This window comes from Mesorhizobium sp. M7A.F.Ca.CA.001.04.2.1 (genome assembly GCF_003998485.1).
Lineage (GTDB): Bacteria > Pseudomonadota > Alphaproteobacteria > Rhizobiales > Rhizobiaceae > Mesorhizobium > Mesorhizobium ciceri.
Map to the genome: position 1 here is coordinate 18,218 of NZ_RZQT01000004.1, position 26,629 is coordinate 44,846.

The 26,629-nt window shown below is 62.7% G+C and carries 24 protein-coding genes; 17 read left to right on the top strand and 7 right to left on the bottom strand.

The window, feature by feature from the left end; genetic code table 11:
* Positions 1–69: 69 nt before the first annotated feature.
* From EN955_RS02290 to glcF, 3 genes are all read left to right on the top strand, one after another.
* Entirely contained in the window at positions 70–1,566 is a 1,497-nt protein-coding gene (locus EN955_RS02290) for an FAD-linked oxidase C-terminal domain-containing protein (RefSeq protein WP_013530350.1), read from the top strand.
* Between the two features lie 217 nt (positions 1,567–1,783).
* Positions 1,784–2,989 carry an FAD-binding protein gene (locus EN955_RS02300; RefSeq protein ID WP_024502329.1) on the top strand — a complete coding sequence of 402 codons (1,206 nt, stop codon included), beginning with the start codon at positions 1,784–1,786 and terminating at the stop codon, positions 2,987–2,989.
* 10 nt (positions 2,990–2,999) lie between these two features.
* Positions 3,000–4,325 (top strand): glycolate oxidase subunit GlcF, encoded by a 1,326-nt coding sequence (gene glcF, locus EN955_RS02305; protein ID WP_024502330.1) that lies wholly within the window; start codon positions 3,000–3,002, stop codon positions 4,323–4,325.
* Positions 4,326–4,343: 18 nt separating this feature from the next.
* Here the strand turns inward: glcF and EN955_RS02310 are convergent, their stop codons facing one another.
* Entirely contained in the window at positions 4,344–5,264 is a 921-nt protein-coding gene (locus EN955_RS02310) for a bifunctional 5,10-methylenetetrahydrofolate dehydrogenase/5,10-methenyltetrahydrofolate cyclohydrolase (RefSeq protein ID WP_013530353.1), read from the bottom strand.
* A gap of 260 nt (positions 5,265–5,524) precedes the next feature.
* A complete protein-coding gene (locus EN955_RS02315; RefSeq protein ID WP_024502331.1) occupies positions 5,525–6,271 on the bottom strand; it encodes a L,D-transpeptidase in 747 nt (248 codons plus the stop codon).
* Between the two features lie 214 nt (positions 6,272–6,485).
* Between EN955_RS02315 and EN955_RS02320 the strand changes: the two genes are divergently transcribed.
* A complete protein-coding gene (locus EN955_RS02320) occupies positions 6,486–7,124 on the top strand; it encodes a DNA-3-methyladenine glycosylase I (RefSeq protein WP_013530355.1) in 639 nt (212 codons plus the stop codon).
* 2 nt (positions 7,125–7,126) lie between these two features.
* Here EN955_RS02320 and EN955_RS02325 read toward each other — a convergent pair whose 3' ends face one another.
* Positions 7,127–7,378: a hypothetical protein gene (locus EN955_RS02325; RefSeq protein WP_024502332.1), complete on the bottom strand. Its 252-nt coding sequence runs from the start codon at positions 7,376–7,378 to the stop codon at positions 7,127–7,129.
* A gap of 248 nt (positions 7,379–7,626) precedes the next feature.
* Here EN955_RS02325 and hisS point away from each other — a divergent pair, with 248 nt between their 5' ends.
* From hisS to EN955_RS02350, 5 genes are all read left to right on the top strand, one after another.
* Positions 7,627–9,129, top strand: coding sequence for a histidine--tRNA ligase (gene hisS / locus EN955_RS02330; RefSeq protein ID WP_024502333.1), 1,503 nt, complete (start codon positions 7,627–7,629; stop codon positions 9,127–9,129).
* A gap of 60 nt (positions 9,130–9,189) precedes the next feature.
* Complete coding sequence (locus tag EN955_RS02335; protein ID WP_024502334.1) at positions 9,190–10,311, top strand: ATP phosphoribosyltransferase regulatory subunit; 1,122 nt, start codon at positions 9,190–9,192, stop codon at positions 10,309–10,311.
* Positions 10,308–11,006, top strand: a complete 699-nt coding sequence (hisG, locus tag EN955_RS02340; protein WP_024502335.1) for an ATP phosphoribosyltransferase — start codon at positions 10,308–10,310, stop codon at positions 11,004–11,006. Before EN955_RS02335 ends, hisG begins: the two co-directional genes overlap by 4 nt.
* Positions 11,007–11,338: 332 nt before the next feature.
* A complete protein-coding gene (locus EN955_RS02345) occupies positions 11,339–13,111 on the top strand; it encodes an AMP-binding protein (protein ID WP_024502336.1) in 1,773 nt (590 codons plus the stop codon).
* A 69-nt stretch (positions 13,112–13,180) separates the two neighbouring features.
* Positions 13,181–14,284 (top strand): calcium:proton antiporter, encoded by a 1,104-nt coding sequence (locus tag EN955_RS02350; protein ID WP_024502337.1) that lies wholly within the window; start codon positions 13,181–13,183, stop codon positions 14,282–14,284.
* 65 nt (positions 14,285–14,349) lie between these two features.
* Here the strand turns inward: EN955_RS02350 and EN955_RS02355 are convergent, their stop codons facing one another.
* Complete coding sequence (locus tag EN955_RS02355) at positions 14,350–14,673, bottom strand: LysR family transcriptional regulator (RefSeq protein WP_081714226.1); 324 nt, start codon at positions 14,671–14,673, stop codon at positions 14,350–14,352.
* A 316-nt stretch (positions 14,674–14,989) separates the two neighbouring features.
* Complete coding sequence (locus EN955_RS02360; protein WP_032898864.1) at positions 14,990–16,630, bottom strand: sulfatase-like hydrolase/transferase; 1,641 nt, start codon at positions 16,628–16,630, stop codon at positions 14,990–14,992.
* Positions 16,631–16,859: 229 nt separating this feature from the next.
* Here EN955_RS02360 and EN955_RS02365 point away from each other — a divergent pair, with 229 nt between their 5' ends.
* The gene (locus EN955_RS02365) at positions 16,860–17,864 is read left to right on the top strand and encodes an acyltransferase (protein ID WP_024502339.1); all 1,005 of its coding nucleotides are present in this window, start codon (positions 16,860–16,862) and stop codon (positions 17,862–17,864) included.
* A gap of 335 nt (positions 17,865–18,199) precedes the next feature.
* Here the strand turns inward: EN955_RS02365 and EN955_RS02370 are convergent, their stop codons facing one another.
* Entirely contained in the window at positions 18,200–18,877 is a 678-nt protein-coding gene (locus tag EN955_RS02370) for an MIP family channel protein (RefSeq protein WP_013530368.1), read from the bottom strand.
* Between the two features lie 181 nt (positions 18,878–19,058).
* On the opposite strand from EN955_RS02370, the gene EN955_RS02375 reads away from it, so the two are divergent.
* The 7 genes from EN955_RS02375 to EN955_RS02410 all read left to right on the top strand — a co-directional run bounded on the left by EN955_RS02375 (position 19,059) and on the right by EN955_RS02410 (position 25,252).
* Positions 19,059–20,348 carry an RsmB/NOP family class I SAM-dependent RNA methyltransferase gene (locus EN955_RS02375; protein ID WP_024502340.1) on the top strand — a complete coding sequence of 430 codons (1,290 nt, stop codon included), beginning with the start codon at positions 19,059–19,061 and terminating at the stop codon, positions 20,346–20,348.
* A 140-nt stretch (positions 20,349–20,488) separates the two neighbouring features.
* A complete protein-coding gene (locus tag EN955_RS02385; protein ID WP_013530371.1) occupies positions 20,489–20,947 on the top strand; it encodes a PaaI family thioesterase in 459 nt (152 codons plus the stop codon).
* Positions 20,948–21,088: 141 nt separating this feature from the next.
* On the top strand, positions 21,089–21,757 hold the full coding sequence (locus EN955_RS02390) for a 5'-methylthioadenosine/S-adenosylhomocysteine nucleosidase (protein ID WP_024502341.1): 669 nt from the start codon (positions 21,089–21,091) through the stop codon (positions 21,755–21,757).
* 48 nt (positions 21,758–21,805) lie between these two features.
* On the top strand, positions 21,806–23,368 hold the full coding sequence (gene guaA / locus EN955_RS02395; protein ID WP_024502342.1) for a glutamine-hydrolyzing GMP synthase: 1,563 nt from the start codon (positions 21,806–21,808) through the stop codon (positions 23,366–23,368).
* 322 nt (positions 23,369–23,690) lie between these two features.
* On the top strand, positions 23,691–23,894 hold the full coding sequence (locus EN955_RS02400) for a CsbD family protein (RefSeq protein ID WP_013533227.1): 204 nt from the start codon (positions 23,691–23,693) through the stop codon (positions 23,892–23,894).
* A 538-nt stretch (positions 23,895–24,432) separates the two neighbouring features.
* Entirely contained in the window at positions 24,433–24,756 is a 324-nt protein-coding gene (locus tag EN955_RS02405) for a hypothetical protein (RefSeq protein ID WP_013533226.1), read from the top strand.
* A gap of 70 nt (positions 24,757–24,826) precedes the next feature.
* The gene (locus EN955_RS02410) at positions 24,827–25,252 is read left to right on the top strand and encodes a c-type cytochrome (protein WP_024502343.1); all 426 of its coding nucleotides are present in this window, start codon (positions 24,827–24,829) and stop codon (positions 25,250–25,252) included.
* Here EN955_RS02410 and EN955_RS02415 read toward each other — a convergent pair.
* The gene (locus EN955_RS02415) at positions 25,224–26,462 is read right to left on the bottom strand and encodes a cytochrome c (RefSeq protein ID WP_164753038.1); all 1,239 of its coding nucleotides are present in this window, start codon (positions 26,460–26,462) and stop codon (positions 25,224–25,226) included. The two genes, EN955_RS02410 and EN955_RS02415, sit on opposite strands and share 29 nt — an antisense overlap.
* Between the last annotated feature and the right edge of the window lie 167 nt (positions 26,463–26,629).

The following is a 26,629-nucleotide window of genomic DNA, read 5'->3' on the forward strand; positions in this document are numbered from 1 at the left end:
TACAGGATTTGCACCCAACGCGCTTCACTGGTAAAAGATTTTGACCAGTCAAGCGAAATGAGGCTGCTGATGTCCGGCCTGGCCATGCCGAAACCAGACGATGCCACGATGCGCCGGCGCGACGAGATCGTCGCCGACATGCGCATCATCGTGCCGGGTGAGGGCGTTGTCGACGCCGCCAATTCCATGCGCGCCTTCGAGAGCGACGGCCTGACCGCCTATCGGCAGCTGCCGCTGGTCGTCGTGCTGCCGCAAACGGTGGCGCAGGTTTCGCGCGTGCTGAAATACTGCAACGACCGCAACATCCGCGTCGTGCCGCGCGGCTCCGGCACCTCGCTGTCGGGCGGGGCGCTGCCGCTCGAGGACGCGGTGCTGCTGGTCATGAGCCGTTTCAACCGTATCCTCGGGATCGATTTTCCCAATCGCGTCGTCGTTGCCCAGCCGGGCGTCACCAATCTCGGCATCACCACCGCCGTCGAGCAGGAGGGCTTTTACTACGCCCCCGATCCATCCTCCCAGATCGCCTGCTCGATCGGCGGCAATGTCGCGGAGAATTCCGGCGGCGTGCACTGCCTGAAATACGGCCTCACAGCCAACAATGTGCTCGGCATCGAGATGGTGCTGATGAATGGCGAGGTGGTGCGGCTGGGCGGCAGTCACCTCGATGCGGAAGGCTACGACCTGCTCGGCGTCATGACCGGGTCCGAAGGGCTGCTCGGCGTCGTCACCGAGGTCACCGTGCGCATCCTGAAGAAGCCGGAGACGGCACGTGCACTGCTGATCGGCTTCCCGACCAGCGAGCAGGGCGGCCAGTGCGTTGCCGACATCATCGGCGCCGGCATCATCCCGGGCGGCATGGAGATGATGGACCGGCCGGCGATCCATGCGGCGGAAGATTTCGTTCATGCCGGCTATCCCCTCGATGTCGAGGCGCTGCTGATCGTCGAGCTCGACGGGCCCGGCGTCGAGGTCGATCATCTGATCGGCCTTGTCGAGGCGATCGCCTACAAGAACGGCTCGACCACCTGCCGCATTTCGCAGTCCGAACAGGAACGGCTGAGCTTCTGGGCCGGCCGCAAGGCGGCGTTTCCGGCCGTCGGCCGCATCTCGCCCGACTACTACTGCATGGACGGCACCATCCCGCGCAAGGAGTTGCCGCGCGTGCTCGCCGGCATGCGCGAGCTGTCGGAAAAATACGGTCTCGGCGTCGCCAATGTCTTTCATGCCGGTGACGGCAATCTGCATCCGCTGATCCTCTACGACGCCAACGTACCGGGCGAACTCGACAAGGCCGAAAGTTTCGGCGCCGATATATTGCGGCTCTGCGTCAAGGTCGGCGGCGTCTTGACCGGCGAACACGGTGTGGGCGTGGAGAAACGCGACCTAATGCCGGAAATGTTCACCCAGATCGATCTCGACCAGCAGATGCGGGTCAAATGCGCCTTCGATCCCAACCATCTGCTCAACCCGGGAAAAGTATTTCCGCAGCTGCGGCGATGCGCCGAGCTCGGGCGGATGCATGTGCACCGCGGGCAGGTGGCGTTTCCGGACATTCCGAGGTTTTGAGGGTGATTACGGCGCGTGTACACCCCCCTCTGTCCTGCCGGACATCTCCCCGGGGGAGATTGGCAGCTTGCGCGCCTCGCCCTTCCGTCATCATTGAAGATTGGCGAAGCCATATGCGACATCCGATCTCCCCCCTTGAGGGGGAGATGTCCGGCAGGACAGAGGGGGGCGCCAAGGAACTCGGCATATCCGAACTCGCATCTGGCGCGGTCTCTTCATGACCACCTTCACCCCGACCACCCCATCCGAAGTCCTCTCCACCATAGCCTGGGCCGTGGCGGAAGAGGCGCCGCTCGAACTCCTCGGCCATGGCTCCAAGCGTGGCATCGGCCGGCCGCTGCAAACCGAACACACGCTCGACCTGTCGAAATTATCTGACGTCACGCTCTATGAACCGGCTGAACTGGTGCTGTCGGCCAAGGCAGGCACACCGTTGGCCGAGATCGAAAAACTGCTGGCGGAAAACGGCCAGCAGCTCGCTTTCGAGCCGATGGATTACGGCCCGCTGCTTGGTGGCGAACCGGGCAAAGGTACGATCGGCGGTGTGCTCGGCGCTAACCTCTCCGGTCCGCGCCGGCTCAAGGCGGGGGCCGCGCGCGACCATGTCCTGGGCATCAATGTGGTGTCCGGTCGTGGCGAGGCCTTCAAGTCGGGCGGTCGCGTGGTCAAGAACGTCACCGGCTATGACATGTCGAAGCTGATGGCCAACAGCTGGGGCACGCTGGCCGTCTTCACCGACGTCACCTTCAAGGTGCTGCCGGCAGCCGAGACCGAAGTCACGCTCGCCATCCGTAGCCTGCTCGACGATGCCGCGGCCGCCGCCATGGCCCTGGCGCTTGGCTCGAGTGCTGAAGTATCGAGTGCCGCCCACCTGCCGGAGCGGATCGCCGCGCGCGTCGCCAGCGGCAGTCTCGGCAGCGAGGCCGCCACGCTGCTGCGCGTCGAGGGTTTCGGCCCGTCGGTCGCCTACCGCATCGCCGCGCTGAAAACGCTGCTCGGCAATGCCGGCCCGCTGGAGGAGATTGGCGGCGAGGTTTCGCGGCTGATCTGGCGCGACGTTCGCGATTGCAGGCCTTTCGCCGACGGCAGCGAGAAGCCGGTCTGGCGCATCTCGATGACGCCTTCTCAGAGCCACCAGATGGTCCTGACGCTGCGCATGCAGGCCGCCGTCAGCGCCTTTTATGACTGGCAGGGCGGACTGGTTTGGCTGCGCATGGAACAGGGCGATCCGGAAGCCGCTCTGCTGCGCGGGCTGTTGAGGAAACATGGCGGCGGCCATGCGACGCTGGTGCGCGCCGCACCCTCGCATCGCGCCGCTCTACCGGTGTTCGAGCCGCAGCCGCCCGCTCTTGCTGCACTATCGGTCCGCCTGAAACAGGAATTCGACCCCAAGAATATCTTCAATCCCGGCCGCATGGCCTAGGACATCAGCGATGCAGACCAATTTTTCGCTTGCCCAGCTTGCCGATCCGCATGTCGCGGAATCGGAAAAGATCCTGCGCAAATGCGTGCATTGCGGCTTCTGCACCGCGACGTGCCCGACCTATGTGACACTCGGCAACGAGCTCGATTCACCGCGCGGGCGCATCTACCTGATCAAGGACATGCTGGAAAACGGCCGTCCGGCCGACAAGCAGATCGTCACCCATATCGATCGCTGCCTGTCGTGCCTTGCCTGCATGACCACCTGCCCGTCGGGCGTCAACTACATGCATCTGGTCGACCACGCCCGCGCCCATATCCAGGAGACCTATAAGCGGCCACTGCTCGACCGCCTGACCCGCGCCATGCTGGCCTTCGTGCTGCCCTATCCCCAGCGGTTTCGCGCCGCGCTCAAGCTGGCGAAGCTGGGCAAACCGTTCATCGGCCTGTTCGACAAGGTTCCGGCGCTGAAGCCGCTCAGTGCGATGCTCAAGCTCGCACCGGCCTCGATCCCGGCAGCTTCGCCGATGGCCTCGCCAGGCATCCATGCCGGGCAGGGGACCAAAAGAGGCCGCGTCACCATCCTCACCGGCTGCGCGCAATCGGTGCTCGATCCCGCCATCAACGAGGCGACGATTTCGCTGCTGACACGGCTCGGCGTCGAGGTCTTGGTGCCGCCGGGCGAAGGCTGTTGCGGTGCGCTGGTCCATCATATGGGGCGGGAACAGGCCGCGCTTGCCTCGGCGAGGCAGAATGTCGACGCCTGGACACGCGCCCTCGACCAGGGCGGGCTCGATGCCATCGTCATCACCGCCTCGGGCTGCGGCACGACGATCAAGGACTACGGTTTCATGCTGCGGCTCGACCCGGCCTATGCCGACAAGGCCGCGCGCGTCTCGGCACTGGCCAAGGACGTTACCGAATATCTCTCGACCCTCGACCTGCCCGAACCGGTTCGCAAGCCGGGCACTGTCGTTGCCTATCACTCGGCCTGCTCGATGCAGCACGGCCAGAAGATCACCCGCCAGCCGAAAGAACTGCTGGCCAAGGCCGGCTTCATCGTGCGCGAGCCGCGCGAAGGGCATCTCTGCTGCGGCTCTGCCGGCACCTACAACATCCTGCAGCCCGAGATCTCGGCCAAACTGCGCGACCGCAAGGTGAAAAACATCGAGGCGACGGGGGCCTCGATCGTCGCCACCGGCAACATAGGCTGCATCATGCAAATCGCTTCCGCCGCGAAGATGCCGGTGGTGCACACGATCAAGCTACTCGACTGGGCCTATGGTGGGCCGAAGCCGGAAGGTGTTCTGGAAGAGACCCTGATCGCGGCGGAATAGGACGACCTTGGCGGGCGCTTACTCCGCCGCGAGCCTGTCCGCCGTGCCGTAAGTCGCCTCGTAGAGCGCGCGCTGGCGGCTGAGCGCGACCATGGTGTTGCGCAGCAGGATGGCGACCGTGATCGGGCCGACGCCGCCCGGCACCGGGGTGATCCAGGAGGCGACCTCGCGCACGCTTTCAGTGTCGACGTCGCCGACGATGCGGCTGGAGCCGTCGGGGGCGATTTCGGAATTGATGCCGATGTCGATGACGGCAGCGCCCGGCTTGACCATGTCGGCCTTGATCAGCCGCGGCTTGCCGACGGCGACGAACAGCGCATCGGCGCGCCTTGCATGGGCGGCGACCGATCGCGTCATGTGGTGGCAGACCGTCACCGTCGCGCCCTCGCTCATCAACAGGAAGGCGATCGGCTTGCCGACGATTTCCGAATGGCCGACGATGACGACTTCCAGTCCCTTGAGGTCGAGGCCGGTTTCCTTCAGCAGCTCGACCGAGGCGGCCGCCGTGCAAGGCGCGAGATCGAGCTGGTTGTAGACGATGTTGCCGATTGAGGCCGGATGCATGCCTTCGACATCCTTCAGCGGATGCACCGCCGCTTGCAGCGTCTTGATGGGGATATGCGCTGGCACGGGCCGCTGGATGATGATGCCGGTAACGCGCGGATCGGCATTCAGGCCGTGGATCGCAGCTTCCAACTCGCCTGCTGTGATGGTGGCGGGAAAGCGCCGTTCCTCGAAATCGATGCCGGCGAGCTCAGCCTTGGCGCGCTGGTTGCGCACATAGACGTCCACCGCATCGGTGTCGCCGACGGTGATCGAGATCAGCTTGGGCGGAAAACCCTCGGCTTTGGCGATCGCTGCGTCCTCGCGAACGGCGGCGATGATGCGCTGGGCTACCGGGCCGCCCTTGAGATAACGGCTGTCTTCGGACAGAGGCATGGGTGAACTCTTTTGTGGAACTTGCCACCGAGATAGCAAAAGAATGCGGCAAAGGGCAGCATGAAAGCGAACCGCTATGCCCGTTGCGCGACGCGTGGGTGGCCTTTTGCCCTCGATTTCTGCTCAAAACGGAAAGGGCAGCGCGGTTTCCCGTGCTGCCCTTCCTGACCGGCCGCATCCCCATACGGCCCGTCCCCCGTATCCCTAAACTGGCCTCGAAAAGCGGACTGCTTTGCCGGCCAGGTGATTCGCAAGGACTATTATATCACCTCGACCGTGGTTCCGACATTGACCCGCTCATAGAGATCGACGACGTCCTCGTTGCGCATGCGGATGCAGCCCGATGACACCGCGCCGCCGATCGTCCACGGCTGGTTGGTGCCATGGATGCGGTATTCGGTGGTGCCGAGGTAGAGCGCGCGGGCACCAAGCGGGTTCTCCATGCCGCCGGCAAGATAGGTCGGCAAATAGCGGCCCTTGGCGGCTTCGCGCTTGATCATCTGCGCCGGCGGGCGCCAGTCCGGCCACTCGCGCTTGTTGGTGATCTTGTGCGTACCCGACCATTCGAAGCCCGGCTTGCCGGTGCCGACGCCATAGCGCCTTGCCTTGCCGTTCTTCTCGACCAGGAAGAGGAAATTCTGCGTGGTGTCGATGACGATCGTGCCCGGCTTCTGGCCTCCGTCATAGTCGACTTCCTGCGGCAGGTAGATCGGGTTGATCTGAGGACGCGCGACCATGCGCTTGGCCGGCGGCTGCACCGCCGCCGTCTGCACCCGGTCGGGCTGCGCCGGGCGCAGGAGACGCCTCTGTTGCTGCTGCTGCACCACCTGCCGGTTCTGGCGCACGATGCCGGGCGCATGGCCAAGCTGCAGCACCCAGGGTGCGGAAAGGTCGGGGCTCACCATCACCGGCGGCCTGTCGGCATAGCGGTCGCCGGCGATTGAGGGTGTGACGCCGGCGGCAAACACAGCCACGGCGCCGAGCACGGGAAACAACACTGTCTTCATCGTAACGCACCTTGATCGTCTGATACAAACGGGTGGAAACGTCCTCCCGGTTCGGCGATCATTGGCGCGCAAGCAGCAACCGAAACATGAATCGGAATGCGTAAAATGCGGCTTTGTCAGTAAACCTTTTGGTGTGGTTACCGCCGGGTTCAGGAATCTGGTAAAGCCGCAGTAAATGCCGCGCAAAAGCGCGTTAACGAACGGATTTTGGCCTATGGACAAGGAACACACCGGCCTGCTCGCCGGCCCCGACGGTGTCGCGCGCTGCTTCTGGCACGGCAATCTGCCCGACTATCTGCACTATCACGATCATGAATGGGGCCGGCCTGTGGCCGACGACCGCAGGCTGTTCGAAAAGATCTGCCTGGAAGGCTTTCAGTCGGGCCTGTCGTGGCTGACCATACTGCGCAAGCGGGAGAATTTTCGCGAAGCCTTCGCCAATTTCGAATTCGACAAGGTAGCAAGCTTCACCGACAAGGATGTCGAGCGCCTGCTCGGCAATGCCGGCATCATCCGCCATCGCGGCAAGATCGTCTCGACCATCAACAACGCCAGGCGCGCCCGCGAAATGGTGGACGAATTCGGCTCACTGGCCGCCTGGTTCTGGAAGTTCGAACCCGGCAAGGACGAGCGGCCGCAAATCGTCGACCTCGCCCATCTGCGCGCGAACCCGACAACGGCCGTCTCGGTGCGGATTTCGAAGGAGCTGAAGAAGCGCGGCTGGAGCTTTGTCGGCCCGACCACGGTCTACGCTTTCATGCAGGCCATGGGCCTGGTCAACGACCACCTCGAGGGCTGCGCCTGCCGCCAAGAGGTCGAGAAGCAGCGGAAGGCTTTCAGGCGGCCGAAATAGGCTCAGGTGCCGTTGGCGCTGGCCAGCACCAGGCCGGCGACGATCGCCACCACCGTGGCCAGGGTCGGATAGATCACCAGCAGGCCGGTCATCAACGCGTCGCGCATGGATGGTCCCTTGCCGGTGTCGGCGGGTACTTCGAACGGTCCGGCAGCCTGGCTGACCATTTTCGGGACGTTGATGTCGGCCGGGCGCAAGCGTGCGGACAATCCGGCATCGCTGTCGATGGCATGGAATCTTGCTGTGCTGGTCATGGCCGCGGACCCCTCATTTCCCGCGCTTTATCGGCGGCGATTGTGTCGGCACGATGCCGCACGCATGGCGGGATTGTTTCATTTGCGGTCCGGATTGGTTTCAAGGAGGTGCGGCGTCGCCTTCTCTCATCGGCAGCGCCAGAGGTCTGACCCTTGCCGCATCCGACCTCTTCGGTTAGGACACCCGCGTTGCGAAAATCGCAACATTGCCGACCTGCAAGCATCATAAAACGCCGAGCAAACACCCCATGGCCGATAAATCGGAAAAGACGAAAGCGCGACTGCCGCGCGGCTTTGCCGACCGCAGCGCCGAGGACATCCGCGCCGTCGAGAAGATGATGGCGACGATCCGCTCGGTCTATGAGCTTTACGGCTTCGAACCGGCAGACCAGCCGCTGATCGAATACACCGATGCGCTCGGAAAATTCCTCCCCGACCAGGACCGGCCGAACGAAGGCGTGTTCTCCTTCCAGGATGACGACGACCAGTGGCTGTCGCTGCGCTACGACCTGACCGCGCCGACGGCGCGTTATGTCGCCGAGAATTACGAGCGGCTGCCAAAACCTTACCGCAGCTATCGCTCAGGCTGGGTGTTCCGCAACGAGAAGCCCGGCCCCGGCCGCTTCCGCCAGTTCATGCAGTTCGATGCCGACACGATCGGCACGCCGGGTGTGGCCGCCGACGCCGAAATGGCCATGATGATGGCCGACGTCATGGAAGCGCTGGGCATCAAGCGCGGCGACTACGTCATCCGCGTCAACAACCGCAAGGTGCTGGATGGCGTGCTGGAGGCGATCGGCCTTGGCGGCGAGGAGAATGCCGGCCGCCGGCTGACGGTGCTGCGTGCGATCGACAAGCTCGACAAGCTCGGGCCGGAAGGCGTGAAGCTTTTGCTTGGCCCGGGCCGCTGGGACGGCGGCAAGGAGGGCGAAGGCGACTTCGCCAAGGGCGCCGGGTTGAACAACGGGCAAGCCGAGGCGGTTCTTCTCGCGACTGCGAGGACTATACAGGCCGGCCAGGATTCCATGGTCAGTTCGAACGCGATCTACCAGGAAGGCGTCGGCGAACTCGCCACGATTGAAGCGCTGGTCAGGGCGGCCGGATATGGCGAGGACCGTATTGCCATGGACCGCTCGGTCGTGCGCGGCCTCGAATACTACACCGGCCCTGTCTTCGAAGCCGAGCTTCTGGCCGAAATCCCCAACGAAGACGGCCAGATCGTGCGCTTCGGTTCGGTCGGTGGCGGCGGGCGCTATGATGGCCTCGTCTCGCGCTTCCGTGGCGAGCCGGTGCCGGCAACCGGTTTTTCCATCGGCGTCTCCAGGCTGATGACCGCGCTGAAGAACCTCGGCAAGCTTGATGCCTCGGACGTGATTGCGCCGGTCGTCGTGCTGGTGATGGACAAGGACACCGACAGCCTCGGCCGCTACCAGAAGATGGTGGCGGAGCTGCGCGCCGCCGGCATCCGTTCCGAAATGTATCTCGGCGGCGCCGGCATGAAGGCGCAGCTCAAATATGCCGACCGCCGCGGCTGCCCGGTCGCCATCATCCAGGGCGGCGACGAGCGCGCCAAGAGCGAGCTGCAGATCAAGGATTTGATCGAAGGCGCGCGCATGTCTGCCGAAATATCAGACAACGCCGAATGGCGCGCCGCACGCCCGGCGCAGATGACGGTGGCGGAGGGCGAGCTGGTCGTCGAGGTGAGGAAGATATTGGCGGCGCAGGCTGAGGAGAGGGCGCGTGGCAAGTAGAGGCCGCGTTGGCGCCTCTGGTTTGGGACCAGAGGGTCGTGCAGCACTGAGGTCAGCAAGTTGACCTCCCGCACCCCCGCCATCTCCACCGACATCACCAACCTTTTCGCCACGCGCAACACGCACGCCGTCGAGGTCGCCATATTGCAGCCGGCGGACCCCTTCCTCGACATGGCCGGCGAGGATTTGCGCCGCCGCATCTTCCTGACCGAAAGCGAGACCGGCCAGACATTGTGCCTGCGGCCGGAATTCACCATCCCGGTCTGTCTCGACCACATCAGCTCGCAGGCCGGCACGCCGCGCCGTTATTCCTATCTGGGCGAGGTGTTTCGCCAGCGCCGCGAAGGCGGCAACGAGTTCTTCCAGGCCGGCATCGAGGATCTCGGTGACCGCGATACCGCTGGAGCCGATGCCCGCTCGGTGGCCGACGCGCATGCGCTGCTGTCGCTGGTGCTGCCTGGCCAGGCATTGGCGATCACGCTTGGCGACCAGACCATTTTCGAGGCGGTGCTGGCCGCCCTTGGCCTGCCGCGCGGCTGGCGCATGCGTCTTGCCCGCGCGTTCGGCTCGGCGCCGATGCTTGAGGCGGCACTCGCCGATCTCGCCAACCCGCCGCGCAACAGCCAGCTCTCAGGTCCGGTCGCCGCTCTGGTCCTCGACGGTGATCTGGACGGTCTTTCCGCCCATATCGCCAGCGGCATGGAAGAGGCCGGCCTGTCGGCGTCCGCCGGACGCTCGCCATCCGACATTGCCCGGCGGCTGATCGAGAAAGCCGAATTGCGCAGCGTTCGGCTGTCGAGCGAGGCGTTTTCCGCGCTGAAGGATTTTCTGGCGATCGACGTTCCGCTAGATCGCGCGGCCCAGGCGCTGGAGACCTTCGCCACCGACGCCGGTCTGTCGCTCGATGTCGCGCTGGAAAAGTTCGCTGCCCGCGCCAAGGCGATCGAAGCGCATGGCTTGCCGGCCGATAAAATCCGCTACGACGCCGCCTTCGGCCGCCCGCTCGACTACTACACCGGCCTGGTTTTCGAAATCGCGGCCGACAATGGCGACCGGCCGTTGGTCGGCGGCGGCCGCTATGACCGGCTGCTGACCTTGCTTGGCGCCAAGACGCCGATCCCCGGCGTCGGCTTTTCGGTCTGGCTCGACCGCATCGAGGCATTGCGGGAGACGGCGCCATGATCACGCTGGCGATCCCGTCGAAAGGCCGCCTGAAAGAGCAGGCGCTGGACGTGCTGGCCAAAGCCGGGTTGGCCGTCAGCCTGCCCGGCGACGAGCGCAAATACCACGCCCGCGTCGAGGGCCTGGACGATGTCGAAGTGGTGTTCCTGTCGGCTTCCGAAATATCAGGCGAGATCGGCCAGGGCGCAGTCGATCTCGGCATCACCGGCGAGGACCTGGTGCGTGAAAACCTTGCCGACTGGGAGAGCCGCGCCGAAATCGTCGCCCGTCTCGGTTTTGGCCATGCCGATGTCGTGGTGGCCGTGCCGGACATCTGGCTCGACGTCGACAGCATGGCCGACCTCGACGACGTCGCCGCCGATTTCCGCCAGCGCCATGGCCGGCGGTTGCGCATCGCCACCAAATACTGGCGGCTGACCCAGCAATTCTTCTCGCAGAAGCATGGCATCCAGGTCTACCGCATCGTCGAGAGCCTCGGCGCCACCGAAGGCGCGCCGGCGGCGGGGCTGGCCGATGTCATCGTCGACATCACAACCACCGGCTCGACGCTGCGCGCCAATCATCTCAAGGTGCTGGGCGATGGCCTCGTCCTGCGCTCGCAGGCCTGCCTGGTGGCGTCGAAGAAGACACGGGCGGCGGCCGATGAAGCGGTCCTGCGCGACATCGCGGCGAAGATGGCGGCTGCGGTCGGATAGCGGCGGGCCTTCGCCCGCTGCCCCTCAGGGCTCCGAACCGGCTTGAAAACCCTGACGGCGGCCGTCCCGCGGTGTCGGTAGCCTTGCGCCGGGGTCTTCCCGTATAGGAATTATTTCCTTGACTGGTGAGGGCAGCTATGCTACATTTTTGCCTATGGTGCTGATTTGCGCCAGTGACCCGCCGCCCATGCGGGTTTTTGCGTTTGATGTTCATCAACCAACGAAGGCCCCGAAGCGTCGTGGGCCGGATCGTTGCCCTGCCACGACCATCGGCGGGATTTTCACCACCCCCTCAGGCTGATAGGCTCGGCCAATCCCGGGAGGAGAGAGCGATGCCGGTCAATCTCGACGAGCTGAAGAATGCCAGCAATCTGCGCGGACGCGGAGCGCGAGCGGGCGGTGTCTTCGTCGCACCCGTCGATGGTAGGGCGCATGTCTCTGGCGAACGCAGCGTGCCGCTGCTCGACAAGACCATCCCCGCGCTGTTTTCCGAGACGGTCAGCAAATATGGCACGCTCGACGCCGCCGTCTTCGTCGACCAGAACAAGCGCTTCACCTGGAGCGAACTTTCGGACACGGTGGATGCGCTGGCCGCCGGCTTCCTGGCACTGGGCCTGGCAAAGGGCGATCGCGTCGGCATCTGGTCGCCCAACCGCTGGGAATGGCTGGTGACGCAGTTCGCCACCGCCCGCATCGGCCTGATCCTGGTCAACATCAACCCGGCCTATCGGTTGACCGAGCTCGACTATGCGCTGAACAAGGTCGGCTGCAAGGCGCTGGTCACCGCTGCCAGGTTCAAGACGTCAGATTATCTCGGCATGATCGAGACGCTGGCACCCGAGATCGCCAAGGCCACGCCGGGCAAGCTCAAGGCACAAAAACTGCCGGCGTTGAAGATCGTCATCCGCATGGGTGACGAGAACTCGCCCGGCATGTTCAATTTCGGTGATGTGCTGGCCATGGCCGGGCGTGACGAGCATGACAGCCTCGACCGCATCTCTGAGAAGCTGAAGCCGGGCGAAGCCATCAACATCCAGTTCACCTCAGGCACCACGGGAGCCCCCAAGGGCGCGACGCTGACCCACGGCAACATCGTCAACAACGGCAACTTCGTCACTTCGGCGATCAAGCTGACCGCCGACGACCGGCTCTGCATACCAGTGCCGCTCTACCACTGCTTCGGCATGTCGATGGGCACGATGGGTTGCGTCTCGAAAGGCGCCACCATGGTTTTCCCGGGAGAAGGGTTCGACGCCGGCGCCACGCTGAAGGCGGTGGCTCAGGAACGCTGCACCGGGCTCTATGGCGTACCGACCATGTTCGTTGCTCTGCTGGATCATCCGGATTTTTCCGCCTTCGATCTCTCCAGCCTGCGCACCGGCATCATGGCCGGTTCGCCATGCCCGATCGAGGTGATGAAAAAGGTGGTGTCGCTGATGCATATGGAACAGGTGACCATCGCCTACGGCATGACCGAGACCAGCCCGGTGTCGTTCCAGAGCGGCGTCGACGACCCCCTGGAAAAGCGCGTCTCGACCGTCGGGCGCATCCACCCCCATGTCGAGGTCAAGGCGGTCGATGCCGACGGCGCTACAGTTGCGGTCGGCGTACCGGGCGAGCTTTGCACGCGCGGCTATTCGGTGATGAAGGGTTACTGGGACGACGACGACAAGACCCGCGAGGCGATCGACGCCGACGGCTGGATGCACACCGGCGACCTCGCCACCATCGACGCCGAGGGCTATTGCAACATCGTCGGCCGGGTCAAGGACATGGTCATCCGCGGCGGCGAGAACGTCTATCCCAGGGAGGTCGAGGAATTCCTCTACCGCCATCCAAAGGTCAAGGAGGTGCAGGTGTTCGGCATTCCCGACGCCAAATATGGCGAGGAGCTGTGCGCCTGGATCGTGCTCAAGCCCGGCCAGATCGCCACCGAGCAGGAGGTCAGAAACTTCTGCGCCGGCCAGATCGCCCATTACAAGATCCCCCGCCACATCCGCTTCCGCACCGAATTGCCGATGACGGTGACCGGCAAGCCGCAGAAGTTCTTGATGCGCGAGGCGATGGTGGAGGAGCTGGGCTTGGTGACGCAGAAGACGGCGTGAACGGGTGAACGCTTCGATCTGTCGGTGCGCGAATGCAGCCACGGTTCGCAGCAGCGTGCAGGGGCTTGCATGAGCGGTTTCGGACGTTCGATGACTTCATATGCGATGCCGCTGGCCGCCTTGGTCATGGCTGTCGCCGTCAGGGCAGGCGGGCTGTCGGCGGACGAAGGTTCGCTGGGCGTCAGGATACTCGTCGGAGCGCTTTCGAGTGCGATCATGTTCACCACCATTTTCGTGGTGCTCGACCACGCCGAGGCGGTGGCTCGGCGTGTAGGAGAGCCCTACGGCACATTGGTGCTGACTTTTGCCGTGACGGCAATCGAGGTGTCGATCATCGTTTCCATGATGCTGCATGGAGAGAACAACCCTACGCTTGCACGTGAGTCCGTCTTTTCAACGGTGATGATTGCATCTACCGGCGTCGTCGGCACGTGTCTCGCGCTTGGCGGCTGGCGCCATCGCAAGCAGGCAATTGTTCGACAAGGGACCAGCGCATATTTGGCGGTTCTGATCGCGCTGACCATCATGACGCTTATTCTGCCAACCTACACACAAGCTACGGGGCCGGGCACATTTTCGGCAGCTCAACTTGGCTTTGTGAGCGTGCTTTCGGTGCTGCTTTATGCAAGCTTCGTGTTCGCGCAGACCGTCCGCCACCGGGAAGACTTTGTCGAAGGGCAGGCCCACGGCGTTTCGCTGCGGACTGCCCCTCACGAAAGCGTCTTTGCCGGCGCATTGCTGCTTTTGATCGGCCTGATCGGCATTGTCATGCTCGCCGAGCAGGTCGCGGCAAGCGTCGAAGATACGCTCGTTGCCTACCAAGTGACCCAGGCTGACAGCATTGTGGGGGCAATGATCGCCGGGCTGGTGTTGATGCCGGAGGCCATTTCGGCGGTTCGCGCTTCACTCAACAATGAGCTGCAACGCGGTTTGAATGTCGCGATGGGTTCCGCTTGCGCCACAATCGGTTTGACAATACCGGCGGTCGCAGCCGCCAGCCTGCTGACGGGCAGAGGGTTAACCCTGGGGCTTCCAGCGACTGACACAGTGCTTTTGATTTTAGCGCTCTTCATATGCAATGTGAGCTTTAGTACTGAAAGAACAACATTCTTGACGGGCGCTGTCCATATCGTGGTATTTCTTACATATATATTTCTTATATTTGTGCCATGAAAATTTGGCTCGGGCTGGCAATTGGATGCGGCACGAGACAGCCGCCAACGGACTGCTTGGGTTCATCAGCCTGGAAGCCGACAGCGAGCTGCAGACGACCGCCCTTTGCCTGAGATGACGTTTCCGCTTCCGCGCCGAATTGCCGGTGACGGTGACCGGCAAGCCGCAGAAGTTTTTGATGCGCGAGGCGTCGGGATCATTCCCCGTCCAGACGCCGCCATTGTGAAGAGTGGGTCGTTCAGCAAGTGACGCAGACGCGTCAGGCGGGCCGACAAGGCCGATTGGGTAATGTTCAGTCTCGACGCCGCATGGGTGACGTTCCGGTGCTTCAACAGCGCGTCGAGTGTCAGCAGCAAGCCAATGTCGAAATCCGATAGCCGTTTTGTCAATGGGACCTCGAACCAGCAGGGGGGACCTCGAAACAGCAGGCGCTATTCAATCGGTGGCAATCTCTAGCACGGTTCCGGAGATTGAAGGACATGCGGCTCCAGTCAATCCTGCAATGGCTTCGAAGTTTCTTTCCCGCCCGGTCGGGTTATTGAGGTGACGGCAATCGGGACGGCTGGTCCGGGTAGCCTTGACGACAACAAGACCCGCGAGGGGATGATGCCGACGGCTGGATGCACATCGTGGAACGTCCGGTTTCGGTACGGGGAGACCAAGAAGCGAACCGGTGTCGAGTGCTCAGCCGGCATATGCTTCGCATTAACGAGGTTCAGCCTCGGACGCCGCAGCCGTCCGTGCCGGCTTCAGTTGCCAGAATGATCTGACGAGAACATCGTCGGCATAGATCGCGTCATCGAATTGGGCCTGCCCAAGCGCTTGGACCATTGTCGGTCGATCCCCGAGCAGCGAGACGCCAAATGCAGCCTTGCCATTCGGGAGCGGCACGCCTAGAGCGTCCAAAATAGTCGGGAATATATCGACCACGCTCGAAAGTCCGGCATATGTGCTGGGGCGAATGCCATCGCCCGACAGGGAGAAAAAGTTGCGTCTTTCAAACCTGTTCAACTGATCCGTCACCGTGCTCGGCGCGCTGAGGTGATCGCTTTGCAGCACCAGAACGGTATTCGCCATCAGCCCTTCTGCCTCGGCTTTGTGAATGAAGTCCGCGATGAGCATGTTCGTGCATTTGACGGCATGGAGAATATTGGGGGCTTGCGGAGAAAGTCCGGTCTTGCCGATGCATTTGTCCGTCAGATAGCCGTCCATCGCGTGCCCACCACTGACGGCGATCGTCAGCGCGAGCGGTTTGCCGTCTCGCTGCGCGCGCCGCAAAATGTCGAAACTCATATCCAGAACCTGGGCGTCGCTGGCGCCAAAAGTGCTGCCAGACCCGGCGACGGCAGCGACCACTTCCGATCCCCCAAAAAGCGATGAGTAGCCATGGGTGGCATAGAATGCCCCCTGACCGGTGAAGCCGAGTGGCCAACCGGAAACGAAGCTCTGCCGATAGCCCCGCGACTTCAGGACGTCGCCCAAGCAGGTCAAGCCTGGCAGGAACTGCGAATTCTCCTCCAGATACTCGCGGGTTGTGAAATACGACATCAGCAGCGGCGTTCCACAATTCGCGGCGACCATGCCCGCGATGGAATTGTTGGTGTAGGCCAGCTGCACCATGTTGGTCGCTGAGAGGCTACGCCTGTCGAACTCGAGCAGCGGACCCATGACATCGCCAAACGTCGCCTCGTTCATGTAGGTGCGTTCGGCGCTCTCGATGAAGATATGTATGAGGTTCTTCGGCACGGCGGTTACGGACGCCCCCGCGGCCGGTTTCGTCAACGAGGTAATATCGACGAAGTGCTTGGACAGGAAATCATGCAGCGGGTTGAGATGGACCGCCGCCGCGATCGGGCGCGTCAGCATCGGGTTTGCCGCCAGGAAGAACGCCATCAGGGCGACGTCTAATCCCCTTGTCAGTGTGCCGCGCGCCTTTAGCGCGCCGAGACCGAGAAGCACGACCAAGATGACCAGTATCGTGTTTCCGGTGTTCATCAAACATTCAAGAACGACGCCGGGGGTAAGAACCCCGGCACCGACATGCATGAACATCGCGGCCCAATCGAAATAGCCGAAAACGCTTTCGAGATAGACATAGAAAAGAAACAGGAAGCAGGGGATGAGCGATAGATAGATGCTGAACCACCTGCGTCTTGGCCAATTTGTCTTGGCGCTTTGCTGACAATCCAGCAACAGAAGCGCCCACAGAGCGCAAAGGCCAAGGATGACAAGCAGCCTTTTCTCCGAGAGATTGATTAGCGATACGAGCCAGGTGAGCGAGCCCACCGTCGCGGCGCTAACCAATGATGCGATTGGCCTGGAAGAAACCGCAGGAATTCCGCGCATGCCTTGCACTCGAACGGTGATGTCCGAAGTGAATATCGAGAACCATTTAAAACTATACTAAGGAGATGCAGAAAATTTTTCCTCATTGAACGATCTGTTAAGTTAGAAAAAGCTAATGTCGTAGGGCGAAAGCAACCTGCCTTTTAGGGTGCCGGACAGCCATAGAAGGCTGGTCCGCCGTGATGTTCTAAGGTAGGATTAAAGCCTTCTTGGCGGGAGTAATGCTTGAGTGATACGAAATCCGGCTTTAGACGGCGTCAGGGCACTCGCCGCGATGCTGGTTGTCGTGCATCACTCCCAGAGCCCATGGATGCCTGGCGGCTTCATCGGCGTTGACATCTTCTTTGTCTTGAGCGGATTTTTGATCACGTCGCTCTTGATGCGAGAGGCCGACAGTACGGGCACCATCGCGATCGGAGCGTTTCTGCTGCGCCGCTCAGTTAGGCTGATGCCGCCCCTTGTTATGTTGCTTGCCGCAGCCCTGATAATTGGGCCGCTATTCTGGCCGGACGTCCCTATTGGGCTGATCGTCGCTATCTCGATTCTGTATCTCGCGGACTATGTAAGTGCGCTCCATGGCGTCATTCCCCTGCTTGGTCACACATGGTCGCTTGCGGTCGAGGAGCATTTCTACCTGATCTGGCCGATGGCGGTGCTGGGGCTGGCAAAGCTCGCCCAAAGGTCAAGGATCAAGGCGCTTGCGATAGCGTTCGTCGTGGCAACGCTTTGGCGGCTGGGCAATGCTTATCACTACACCGAGTTCGAGATGACTGCTTTCCGTTTCGACACTCGGCTCTCTGGTCTGCTGTTGGGCGCATTAGTGTCCGTTTCGGGCATCAGCCTCAAGGGTCGGCACGCCAATATCGTAGGGCTGTCGTCTTTGGGTGCGCTTGTGGTTCTTGCGTTCGTGGCAACACAAGAGCCTGTATCGACCGCCTATCTGCAACCGCTTATCGACATGGCGTCGGCCGGCCTCGTCGTGTCGCTGCTCAACAATGAAACGATGATAGCCCGTGCTTTTGCATGGAGGCCGATCGTCTATATCGGCATCATCTCGTATTCGGTCTATCTATGGCACTATCCGATTTCCAGAGCGGCGTTGATGTACACCAACGACTGGCGCATGGTCCTTGTCGTGACGCTTGTACTTTCGCTTGCGATCGCCGCACTGTCTTGGACCTTCGTCGAAAAGCCGTTTCAGTCATGGCGGCGAAATCGCTTCGCTATGGTCTAATCCGGCTTATCCGTCGCCCTACGCAAATGCGGCTTCAACACCTGAAAATCCGGAGCTTCACTTCCGCGATCACGGAAAAGCACATACACGACTGCAACCGAGCATCCGAGCAAGCTCAGCGCCCGTCTGCGGTCCCAATCAATCTGTGGCACAATGGCCGGTTTCAGGAAATGGCAAAGCTGGTCGCAACGTCAGCGATGCTGCACAAAGTTGCCATCTAAGGCCGAGCCTGTTTAAGTCGTCATTGGGGAATAGAAAACTTGGCGGTTCTATTATGCCAATCGCGAAGGCGCGGGCCATGCCCGCGCCTTCGCATATTCAGCCTTCCAAAGAGCTCAGTCCTTCTCGAAGATGCGCGCCTTGGCGACGACGCCGGCAATGGCGCCGCCGATCAATGGTGCCACGATGAACAGCCAGAGCTGGCCGATCGCCGCAGTTCCCGAAAACAGTGCCGGACCGATCGAGCGGGCCGGGTTGAGCGACGTGCCGGTCACCGGGATGATGGCGAAGTGCAGCCCTGCCAGCGTCAGGCCGATGACCAGTCCGGCGAACGCCGTCGAGTGCTTTTCGGCCGTGACGCCAAGGATCACGGTGACGAAGGTGAAGGTGCCGATCACTTCCCACAGGAAGGCCGAACTGACACCCCATTTCGTCACATCCCAGCCATTGGCGCCGAAACCGGTGGTGTGTCCGCCAACCTGGCCGGAGACGATGATCCACAACGCCAGTGAAGCAAGGACGCCGCCGATGACCTGCGCGATCCAGTAGGGGATGACGTCCTTGGCCGGCAGCCGGCCGGCAAGGAAGACGCCGAGCGTCACCGCCGGATTGAGATGCGCGCCCGAAATGGGGCCGATCGCATAGGCCGCGGCGATGAGGCCGATGCCGAACGCCAGACCGATGCCTTCTTGGCCAAGCGGCAGCGCGCCGCCGAAGCCGCCCGTCACCACAGAAGCCGTACCGATGAACACCAATAGAAATGTGCCTAGAACTTCCGCCAGATAAGTCTTCATTGCCCTCTCCTCGTGTCGATCCGCCGGTTCACCTTTTCGCGCCGCGAATCACAATCGGAAGAGTATTCGCAACCAGAAAAGTTGGAAAGCAGAGCGGTTGTGCCGGCCGACCTGCTTGTGCGCGCCGGTTGCGCGCTCTAGAGCAGGGCCGGAATAATTTTCTGCGTGACGGAACAAGACAATGCGACTGGGCGGAAGGCTGGCTGCGGCCATCGAAGTGCTGGAAGACATCGGCCGGCGCCACCGGCCGGTGGCGGACGCGCTGAAGGATTGGGGCCTGTCGCATCGCTTCGCCGGCGGCGGCGACCGTGCGGCCATCGGCAACATCGTCTATGACGCCTTGCGCCACAAGCGTTCCGCGGGCTGGCTGCTGGGGCAGGACACGCCGCGCGCCATTGGCTTCGGCGCCCTGCTGCTCGAATGGGGGCAGACGGCACAATCGCTCAACGACGCGCTGGATGGTGACAAGTTCGCACCGCCGCTGCTGACCGCCGCCGAGCTTCAGGCCATCGCCGACCGTCGGCTCGCCGATGCGCCGGACGCGGTGCGGGCGGATGTTCCCGATTGGTGCGCGCCGCTTTTCGAGCGAGCCTTCGGCCCAAGTTGGGCCGACGAGGGCGCCGCACTGGCGACACGCCCGCCGCTCGACCTCAGGGTCAACACCTTGCAGGCCAACCGCGACAAGGTGCTGGCCGAACTGACGGGAACCGGCGCGAAACCCGCGGCAATCGCCCCGCACGGCATCCGCATTCCGCCGATCGACGGCGATGGCCGGCACCCGAATGTGCAGGCCGAACCGGCCTTCCAGAAGGGCTGGTTCGAGGTCCAGGACGAAGGCTCGCAGATCGCGGCCGCCCTTGCCGGGGCCGAAGCCGGCATGCAGGTGCTGGATTTCTGCGCCGGCGCCGGCGGCAAGACGCTGGCACTGTCGGCTTCGATGGAAAATCGTGGCCAGATCTTTGCCCACGATGCGGAGAAAGCACGGCTGGCGCCGATCTTCGACCGCATCCGTCGTTCGGAAAACCGCAATGTGCAGGTGGTCACCAAGCCCACGGAACTCGCGCCGCTCGGCAACCACATGGACATCGTGCTGGTCGACGCGCCCTGCACCGGCAGCGGCACGTGGCGGCGCCGCCCCGACGCCAAATGGCGGCTGACGCAGAGGCAGCTCGATACCCGCAAGGGCGAACAGTCGGCGATCCTCGATGCGGCCAAAGCCTATGTCAAACCGGGCGGCCTGCTGGTCTACATCACCTGCTCGGTGTTTGATGAGGAGAATGGCGAGCAGATCGCGGCCTTTCGGGACCGTAACAGCGGCTTTGTTCCCGTCGACCACCGCCAGCTCTGGGACAGCCGTTTTCCCGGCCATCCGGCAGCCGCGCGCATCGGCGCCAAAGGCGACATCTCGCTGTCGCCGGCGCTGAGCGGCACCGACGGGTTTTACTTCTGTGCGTTGCGCAGGTCGGCCTGAATCCGATCGGATGTCGCCAATTCCTGACGGATGCGTGGCGCCAGCCGGCAGGCCAGGCCGATTGTGCAGTGCAGCAAAAGCATTTGCCTGCCGTCCATGCCTCTGCAATAAGCTTATCCGCATAAAGGAAGGCAGCGGCCATGGCAGCAAAGATCGTACCCGCCCCGGACTATGAGGATCGCGTCAGGACCTCCTTCGCGCGCCAGAAGGCGATGGCCACGATCGGCGCCGAACTGACGCTGGTGACGCCCGGCATCATCGAGATCGAGATGCCCTATTCGGCGGCACTCACCCAGCAGCACGGCTTCCTCCATGCCGGCGTCATTTCGACGGCGCTGGACTCGGCCTGCGGCTATGCCGCCTTTTCGCTGATGCCGGAAAATTCCGGCGTGCTGACCATCGAGTTCAAGGTCAACCTGCTGGCGCCGGGCAGGGGCGAGCGCTTCCTGTTCCGCGGCTCGGTGACCAAGCCAGGCCGCACCATCATCGTTGCCGACGGCCAGGCCTACGCCTTTGCCGCCGACGGCGAGGCCAAGCTGATCGCCACCATGACCGGAACGATGATGACGGTGGTCGGGCGTGATGGGATAGAAGGGTGAGTGGCCGGTTCGCCGCAGGCGAATTCATCGTGCCGGTGGCACGATGAAAGGCCACGGACGCCGGGAGCTGCCGCAGGCAGCGGGTCCCGGCGAGCGGCGGCGCAGATAAGCAGGTGATCGGGCGGAGAGGAGCAAATCATCATGACCGATAAAATTCGCCGCCTGTCGGGCAAGGACGTTCTCTTCGTCATGGCGGCACAGGCCGAATATGGTCCGCATCTCAAGCAGCTGTTCACGCCATTGATGACAGGTGTCGGTCCGGTCGAGGCCGGCGTCAGGCTAGGCGCTGAACTCTCCTGGCTGAAGTCGCAAAAAACCCTGCCCGACCTCGTCGTGTCGCTCGGCTCAGCCGGCAGCCGGACGCTGGAGCAGACGGGAATCTACCAGGCGGTTTCGGTCAGCTACCGTGACATCGACGCTTCGCCGCTCGGCTTCGAGAAGGGTGCCACACCCTTCCTCGAGCTGCCGGTGACCGTTCCATTGCCCTTCAAGATACCTGATATCAAGCAGGCGACGCTATCGACCGGCGGCGCGATCATCACCGGTGCGGCCTATGATGCTGTTAACGCCGACATGGTCGACATGGAGACCTTCGCCTGCCTGCGCGCCTGCCAGTTGTTCGACATTCCGCTGATCGGGCTGCGCGGCATTTCCGACGGGGCGGCGGATCTCAGGCATGTCGGCGACTGGACCGAATATCTTGAAGTCATCGATGAGAAGCTGGCGGAGGCCGTCATGCGGCTCGAACAGGCCATCGGTTTGGGCACGCTTCTGAAAGATTCGCCGCATGAAGACGCCAGACCGCTCTGAAACTCGCAACCCATTGCGTCGACTCATTTCTTTCTCTAAACGCTCGCCATGAAAACAGCCAATCATCCCGATACCGTCCTGATTGTCGATTTCGGCAGCCAGTTCACCCAGCTCATCGCCCGCCGCATCCGCGAGGCCGGCGTGTTTTCCGAGATCGTGCCGTTCCAGTCGGCCGAAGCGGCATTCAAGCGCATCAATCCAAAAGCCGTGATCCTGTCCGGCGGCCCGGCTTCGACCGGCGATATAGGCAGTCCGCGCGCGCCGCAGATCGTCTTCGACGCCGGCGTGCCGGTGCTCGGCATCTGTTACGGCCAGATGGCCATGTGCGTGCAGATGGGCGGCGTCGCCGAAAGCTCCGACCATCGCGAATTCGGCCGCGCCTTCGTCGAGATCCAGAAGGACAGCCCGCTGTTTGAGGGCCTGTGGGCGCCCGGCCAGCGCCACCAGGTGTGGATGAGCCATGGCGACCGCGTCATCTCCTTGCCCAACGGCTTCGAGGTGTTCGGCAAGTCGGAGGGCTCGCCCTTCGCCATCTTCGGCAACATCGAGCGCAAGATGTACGGCATCATGTTCCACCCCGAGGTGGTGCATACGCCCGACGGTGCCCGGCTGCTCAGGAACTTCGTCCACAACATCGCCGGCATCGAGGGCGACTGGACCATGCGCGCCTACCGCGAGCACGCGGTCGAGGCGATCCGCAAGCAGGTCGGCAAGGGCAAGGTCATCTGCGCGCTGTCGGGCGGCGTCGATTCCTCCGTTGCCGCGCTGTTGATCCACGAAGCGGTCGGCGACCAGCTGACCTGCATCCTTGTCGACCACGGCCTGATGCGCAAGGACGAGGCCGCGGGCGTGGTGGCGATGTTCCGTGAGCACTACAATCTGCCGCTCATTCTGGTCAACGCGTCGGACCGTTTCATCGACGCCCTCGAGGGCGAGTCGGATCCGGAGAAAAAACGCAAGACCATAGGCCGGCTGTTCATCGAGGTGTTCGAGGAAGAGGCCAAGAAACTCGGCGGCGCCGAATTCCTGGCGCAAGGCACGCTCTACCCCGACGTGATCGAAAGTGTCTCCTTCACCGGCGGCCCCTCGGTGACGATCAAGTCGCACCACAATGTCGGCGGCCTGCCGGCGCGCATGAACATGCAACTGGTCGAGCCGCTGCGCGAACTGTTCAAGGACGAGGTCAGGGCGCTGGGCAAGGAGCTTGGCCTGCCCGAAAGCTTCATCGGCCGGCACCCGTTCCCAGGTCCGGGTCTTGCCATCCGCTGCCCCGGCGGCATCACCCGCGAAAAGCTGGAGATCCTGCGCGAAGCCGACGCCATCTATCTCGACGAGATCCGCAAGGCCGGCCTCTACGATGCCATCTGGCAGGCATTCGCCGTGCTGCTGCCGGTGCAGACGGTCGGCGTGATGGGCGACGGCCGCACCTACGAGTTCGTCTGCGCGCTGCGCGCCGTCACCTCGGTCGACGGCATGACGGCGGATTTCTACCACTACGACATGGCCTTCCTGGGGGCTGCTGCCACCCGCATCATCAACGAAGTCCGCGGCATCAACCGCGTCGTCTACGACGTGACGTCGAAGCCGCCTGGAACAATCGAGTGGGAGTAGGGGGATTAGGCGGCGATGGTGTGTTGTCGCCTCCGCTGGAGTTAGCGCTGATTGCCTGACAGCACTCAAACGTGATCGGGCACGAATGTAAAGCATCGTCGGAGCCGTTTAGAGCCTTGGCATATGACGTGCAATACGCGGGTTTGAGCGAGCGACGATGGCTCGGCTGAAAGTTGGCTCGAACGTACTTTGCGGACCGCAAGGGGCGATAACTTCTGGCAACCGATTCGGCATCGGGCAGCGCGTTGGCTGTTTCCAGGAACATCCTTGACTGGATTGCGTTTCCTATTCCGGACCTTTCCAAAACAGGGAGAACGGTGTCATGGACTGGAACCGCGTGGAAGGAAACTGGAAACAGGTGAAAGGCAAGGTCAAGGAGCAGTGGGGCAAACTCACCGATGACGACCTTGACCGCATCGCCGGCAAGCGCGATCAACTCGAAGGCAAGATCCAGGAGCGTTACGGCATCGAAAAGGACCGCGTGCGGCGCGATGTCGATGATTGGTACGGGCGGCAGGGTTGGTAGGCATGTGAGCCCCGGCTGTGGCCATTCCAGGACGCGGCCCAACAGTCCGGCAGGACCATGCGGGCGCTGAGCCTTGTCGTCGGTTGAGTTTTGCAGCAAGGATTTCGTACTGTGGCTGAAAATATCTCTCGCAAGCAGGAGCAACGGGGGACAAGAAGAATTGTCACGTGGGCGATCGCAGTTATCGCCGTGATTTTTCTTGCTCTACTGGCTATATTCGTGTTCGGCCCGTTGCTATGACTTTCATGGCGATGATTGAGCTGTCTCCGATCCGGGGATGATCGGGCATTGGTCGGGGACGCGGGCAGCGGCCACCAGTGAGCAACTATGCTTCAGGCGAGGGCATGCGGCCAGCGCTGCTTCCGCGGCCGGACGACGCCAAGGCGGCGCACCTATATCGACCGCCGTCGCGCGGCTAGCCGGTCTGCAGTGCCGGCACAAAACCTGTTTCACAAGAATCTTGCTGAACACGATTTCGCCGGGAACATATCAGGAAAGGATTGGTTTGGTGGCGGTACACCCAACCAGGAGATCCACCATGATCGTCAAACTTCTGTCCGCCGCTGTGCTCGCGCTCACATTGGCCACATCGGCAGTGGCACAGTCGAACAGTTCCGGCTCCAACAGCGGTTCGGGCTCGAACGACGGCACCGGCGCTACGTCTGGAAATACCGGCGGCAACAGCGGCACCGGCTCTGGAACGTCCGTGAATCCTTCCGATCCGAGCACTACAAATTCGACAAATTCCACAACGAAATCAGGTGGTATGACTGACCGCTGCAAAGATTCGGCAGGCAACGACATCGACAACAACACCGCGACCGGCACGACAACATCGAATGTGCAGAACTGTAATAAATGAGCCGGCTCCTCAATCCGTTGCCGGACCAGTGCTTCGGCAGCGCATTGAGCGCTGAGAGCGGTAAGCGCAGATGAACCGGCAGGCCGCCAAGCAAGCGCCGCCCCGATTCTGGTGGTTGGCAGGAGCATCGGCGGCTGTCGTCATCGGTTTTGCCGTCTTTGCCAGCGGTTTGGTTCGCAGCAACAGTCTGCGAGAAACCACGCTTGTGCAGGCGATCGGCGGCGACCCTCAACGAGCCATCCCGGCCATGATCCGCAACGGCTGTGGCGGATGTCACGAAATCCCGGGGGTGCCCGGCGCCCGTGGTACCGTCGGTCCCTCCCTGCAGGGCGTCGTCGAAAGAGGATATATCGGGGCATCGCGAGCCAGCCCGGATGCGATGATGCGCTGGATCAGCAGAGCGCGGGACGTAGACCCGAACACGGCCATGCCCAATACAAATCTGTCGCCTCAAGAGGCGCGCGACATCACCGCCTATCTCTATGCGCGGACATGAGGCGCACTGAACTGGTCCGACGGCGCAGGCGCCTTGCCAGCAGAAGCAGCAGCCCAAGCATCAACACGGCGGCGCACGCCACAAGTGATTGAGCCGCCAGAACCATGATTGTCTGGCCTGTTGTCGAGCCGGCCCGCATCTGGCGTATATCGGCCGCGGTAACGCTGACGTCGGGATTTCCGAACCGAGCGGTGACGTAATTTGCAAGGGCTGCCACCTGGCCATCGTCCAGCCAGCCACCGAAGGCCGCCATCGATTTACGCCCCGCCACGTCGCCAGCTTTGACGCCTTCAAGGATGGTCATGGCGACATCCTCGGGCGTGGCCGCGCCGGGGGTGCTGTTGCGGGTCAAGGACGGATAGGATCCGTCTGACGATCCGCCTCCGTTCGCCCCATGGCACGTCGAACAGAGCGATCGATAGAGATCATCGCCGGCTGCGGTCCCGCTGCCTTGCGTCATCCCTTCGGTTCCAGCATCGCCGTCGACCGTGGCCGCGTTACCCCATGAGAAACGCGGCTGCTTTTCGTCTCCCGATTGGGCGGGCACGTCCCTGAGATAAGCGACGATGGCCTGGATATCGTCATCGGAAAGATGTTGCAGGCTGTTCATGACCGTTTCCGCCATCGGCCCGCCGGCATAAGCCTTCCCGGGCACGGCGCCGGTTTTGAGAAATCGAGACAGCTCTTCGTTGCTCCAGCCGCCGACGCCTGCGATCTTGTCGCTGGTAATGTTGAAGGCCTGCCAGATGCCGGCGGTGCCGCCGGCAAGCTTGTGGTCTTCATCCATGCCGAACGTCGCATTCCTTGGCGTGTGGCAGGCACCGCAGTGGCCGAGCACCTCGACCAGGTAGGCTCCCCTGTTCCATGCGGCGGTCCGGTTCCGATCGGGCGTGAAACTGCCGGTATGCAGGTTCGCGAGCTTCCACAGTGCAACTGTCCAGCGCTGGTTGAATGGAAAAGGCAGGATGTTTCGCGGCTGCGGCTGGGAGATCGGCGGCTGCGCCAGGAGGTAGGTCCGGATCGCAAGCACGTCCTCGCGGCTCATCGCGGCGAAGCTGTCATAGGGCATGGCGGGATAGAGATCGGCTCCATCGCGCCTGATACCTTTCCGCACGGCCCGCACGAACTCGTCCGCGGAGTAGCGTCCAATGCCCGTGTCAGGATCAGGTGTGATGTTGGTCGAGTATACGTCGCCGAAGGGTGTCGGCACGCGATAGCCTCCAGCGAACGGGCGGCTCGGATTGGACGTGTGGCAGCCGATGCAGTCGGCCGCTCGGGTAAGGTATTCACCCTTCTGGATTTCGCTCGCCCGCAGCTCAGTGCAAAGCGCCAACGATGCCAAGACGAGCGCGACCGCCCGGGAGGTGACGGCCGGGA

What these genes read in the sequence shown, in the direction of transcription:
- EN955_RS02290 (WP_013530350.1), top strand. Translation starts at nt 70, where the DNA reads ATGTCCGGCCTGGCCATGCCGAAACCAGACGATGCCACGATGCGCCGG.
- EN955_RS02300 (WP_024502329.1), top strand. Translation starts at nt 1,784, where the DNA reads ATGACCACCTTCACCCCGACCACCCCATCCGAAGTCCTCTCCACCATA.
- glcF (WP_024502330.1), top strand. Translation starts at nt 3,000, where the DNA reads ATGCAGACCAATTTTTCGCTTGCCCAGCTTGCCGATCCGCATGTCGCG.
- EN955_RS02310 (WP_013530353.1), bottom strand. Translation starts at nt 5,264, where the DNA reads ATGCCTCTGTCCGAAGACAGCCGTTATCTCAAGGGCGGCCCGGTAGCC.
- EN955_RS02315 (WP_024502331.1), bottom strand. Translation starts at nt 6,271, where the DNA reads ATGAAGACAGTGTTGTTTCCCGTGCTCGGCGCCGTGGCTGTGTTTGCC.
- EN955_RS02320 (WP_013530355.1), top strand. Translation starts at nt 6,486, where the DNA reads ATGGACAAGGAACACACCGGCCTGCTCGCCGGCCCCGACGGTGTCGCG.
- EN955_RS02325 (WP_024502332.1), bottom strand. Translation starts at nt 7,378, where the DNA reads ATGACCAGCACAGCAAGATTCCATGCCATCGACAGCGATGCCGGATTG.
- hisS (WP_024502333.1), top strand. Translation starts at nt 7,627, where the DNA reads ATGGCCGATAAATCGGAAAAGACGAAAGCGCGACTGCCGCGCGGCTTT.
- hisG (WP_024502335.1), top strand. Translation starts at nt 10,308, where the DNA reads ATGATCACGCTGGCGATCCCGTCGAAAGGCCGCCTGAAAGAGCAGGCG.
- EN955_RS02345 (WP_024502336.1), top strand. Translation starts at nt 11,339, where the DNA reads ATGCCGGTCAATCTCGACGAGCTGAAGAATGCCAGCAATCTGCGCGGA.
- EN955_RS02350 (WP_024502337.1), top strand. Translation starts at nt 13,181, where the DNA reads ATGAGCGGTTTCGGACGTTCGATGACTTCATATGCGATGCCGCTGGCC.
- EN955_RS02360 (WP_032898864.1), bottom strand. Translation starts at nt 16,630, where the DNA reads ATGCGCGGAATTCCTGCGGTTTCTTCCAGGCCAATCGCATCATTGGTT.
- EN955_RS02370 (WP_013530368.1), bottom strand. Translation starts at nt 18,877, where the DNA reads ATGAAGACTTATCTGGCGGAAGTTCTAGGCACATTTCTATTGGTGTTC.
- EN955_RS02375 (WP_024502340.1), top strand. Translation starts at nt 19,059, where the DNA reads ATGCGACTGGGCGGAAGGCTGGCTGCGGCCATCGAAGTGCTGGAAGAC.
- EN955_RS02385 (WP_013530371.1), top strand. Translation starts at nt 20,489, where the DNA reads ATGGCAGCAAAGATCGTACCCGCCCCGGACTATGAGGATCGCGTCAGG.
- EN955_RS02390 (WP_024502341.1), top strand. Translation starts at nt 21,089, where the DNA reads ATGACCGATAAAATTCGCCGCCTGTCGGGCAAGGACGTTCTCTTCGTC.
- guaA (WP_024502342.1), top strand. Translation starts at nt 21,806, where the DNA reads ATGAAAACAGCCAATCATCCCGATACCGTCCTGATTGTCGATTTCGGC.
- EN955_RS02400 (WP_013533227.1), top strand. Translation starts at nt 23,691, where the DNA reads ATGGACTGGAACCGCGTGGAAGGAAACTGGAAACAGGTGAAAGGCAAG.
- EN955_RS02405 (WP_013533226.1), top strand. Translation starts at nt 24,433, where the DNA reads ATGATCGTCAAACTTCTGTCCGCCGCTGTGCTCGCGCTCACATTGGCC.
- EN955_RS02410 (WP_024502343.1), top strand. Translation starts at nt 24,827, where the DNA reads ATGAACCGGCAGGCCGCCAAGCAAGCGCCGCCCCGATTCTGGTGGTTG.